Source organism: Actinocorallia lasiicapitis, from assembly GCF_054778695.1.
In genome coordinates, this window is sequence record NZ_BAAGZI010000626.1 from 1 (window position 1) to 2058 (window position 2058).

At 73.7% G+C, this 2058-nt stretch carries 2 protein-coding genes and 1 pseudogene; 1 reads left to right on the plus strand and 2 read right to left on the minus strand.

Annotated elements, in window-relative coordinates; genetic code table 11:
- Together ACYVE7_RS33070 and ACYVE7_RS33075 are read right to left on the minus strand one after the other, a co-directional pair.
- Window positions 1-516, minus strand: a 516-nt coding sequence (locus ACYVE7_RS33070) for a DUF2334 domain-containing protein (RefSeq protein WP_460370396.1), incomplete at its 3' end; no start/stop codon positions are given.
- Window positions 488-1606 (minus strand): glycosyltransferase family 4 protein, encoded by a 1119-nt coding sequence (locus tag ACYVE7_RS33075; RefSeq protein ID WP_460370398.1) that lies wholly within the window; start codon window positions 1604-1606, stop codon window positions 488-490. The genes ACYVE7_RS33075 and ACYVE7_RS33070, both read right to left, overlap by 29 nt.
- A gap of 173 nt (window positions 1607-1779) precedes the next feature.
- Here ACYVE7_RS33075 and ACYVE7_RS33080 point away from each other — a divergent pair.
- Window positions 1780-2058: pseudogene (locus ACYVE7_RS33080) on the plus strand (hypothetical protein); the annotation flags it as partial.

The window sequence follows — 2058 nt, forward strand, 5'->3', positions numbered from 1 at the left end:
GCCGGTCCGCAGGTCGTGGACGGCGGCCTGGCTGGTCCAGTAGCCGAAGCCGAGGGCGTCCAGGGCGCGGCGGGTGCCGGGTGAGGCGAGCCATCCCGGCGGGGTGAACCCGGTGACCTCGATGCCCGCACCGGACAGGACGGCGCGGCCGTCGGCCAAGCGGCGGCGCGCCTCGGCCTCGGGGAGCGCGCAGAACTCGCCCGCTCCCCTGGCCATGACCCGGTTGACCTGCTGCCGCCAGGGCGGCCCGCCCGGCACTCCGGCATGGGTGTAGCCGTGCAGGGACAGCTCATGGCCGTCGCCGCGCGCCTTGGTGAGGGCGGCGACGGTGGCGGGGGCGTCCGTGAGGGACGGGCCGCCCCCGAAGGCCGAGGGGATGACCAGGAGGGTCGCCGGGACGCCCAGCGCGTCCAGGTCGGCGAGCCACGTCGCCGTCTCGGTGAGCGTCGCGGGCGCGACGTCGTGGACCGAGACGACGAGCGGGAACTCAGGCCGCGCGGCGTGCGGCGGAACCATAGATGACCTCGGAGTAGTGGGAGAGGAGCTGGTCGCAGACGGCCTCCCAGGTGCGCGGGCGCACCGAGGGGAGGGTGCCGGCGGCCAGCCGGGCGCGCATCGCGGTGTCGCTGACGAGCGTGGTGACGGCCTCGCGCAGCGAGGTGCCGTTGGACGGCTGGAACAGCAGCCCGTTGACGCCGGGTCTGATCAGGTCGAGCGGACCGCCGGCGGCGGGCGCGACCACGGGCACTCCGGAGGCGAGGGCCTCCTGGACGGTCTGGCAGAAGGTCTCGTTCGCCCCGGTGTGCACGAAGACGTCCAGGGAGGCGAGGGTGCGGGACAGGTCGAGTCCGCTCTGGAATCCGGTGAAGACGGCTTCGGGCAGCAGCCGTTTCAGCCGCTCCTCGGCGGGCCCGTCCCCGACGACCACGAGCCGCGCGCCCGGCACGCCGACCAGCCGGGCCAGCAGCTCGACCTGCTTCTCCGGCGCGAGCCGCCCCACATACCCGACCAGGGTCTCGCCCGCGGGGGCGAGCCTGGCGCGCAGCTCGTCGCTGCGGTGCGCGGGGTTGAACGCGACCTGGTCGACGCCGCGGCCCCAGAGCGCGAGCCGGGGGAAGCCCTGCTCCTCCAGCTCGCGGAGCGTGGGCAGCGACGGGGCGAGCGTCCGGTCGGCCCGGGAGTGGATGCGGCGCAGCCACGACCAGAGCATCGCGTCGGTGCCGCGGAACCCGTAGCGGCGGAAGAACCCGGCGAGATCGGTCTGGAACACCGCGACGGGCGGGATGTCCAGCTTGCGGGCGGCCGTGGCGCCCGCCGCGCCGAGCACGACGGGCGAGGCCAGATGCACCACGTCGGGACGGAAGTCGCGCAGCGCGTGCTCGACCTGCCGTCCCGGCACACCCACGGTGAACGACTTGTAGACGGGAAGGGCGAAGCCCGGGACGAGCCGGACCGGGAATCCGGCATGGCTGTCCGGGCCGGGTGCGGGGGCGACGACCAGCGCCTCATGCCCGCGAGCGGCGAGATGGTCCAGGATCCGGCAGACCGAGTTGGTCACGCCGTTCACCCTGGGCAGGAACGACTCCGCGACTATTGCGACCTTCACGGCCGCGAGATTGACGGTTCGACGCGTCCGCGGAGCCGCCGTCCCCCGCCCGGGCGGAGAACAGGAAACGAACAAACGAGACCTTCGCCCGCCGCGCCCTCCCTTCCGCCGGAACGATCTCGGCCCCTAAGCTGACGTGCACTTATCCCGCTTAGCGCAACAAAAGGGCGATCATGGATTCGGTGCGATCCGGCCAGGCGTGGACGGCACAGCAGACCTCCTACCGGATCGCGGTCCAGCGGCGGGTCCTGTCGGTGCTGACCGCGACGCAGGTCGTGGGCGGGATCGGGGTCGGTGCGGGCGTCGCGGCGGGGACCCTGGTCGCCAAGCACCTGTCGGGCAGCGACAAGATCGGCGGGCTGGCGCAGACCGTCGCGGTGCTGGGGGCGGCGCTCGTCGCGGTGCCCGCGGCGCGGCTCGAACCCGGCGTTGAAGAAGTCGATCAGTTCGAG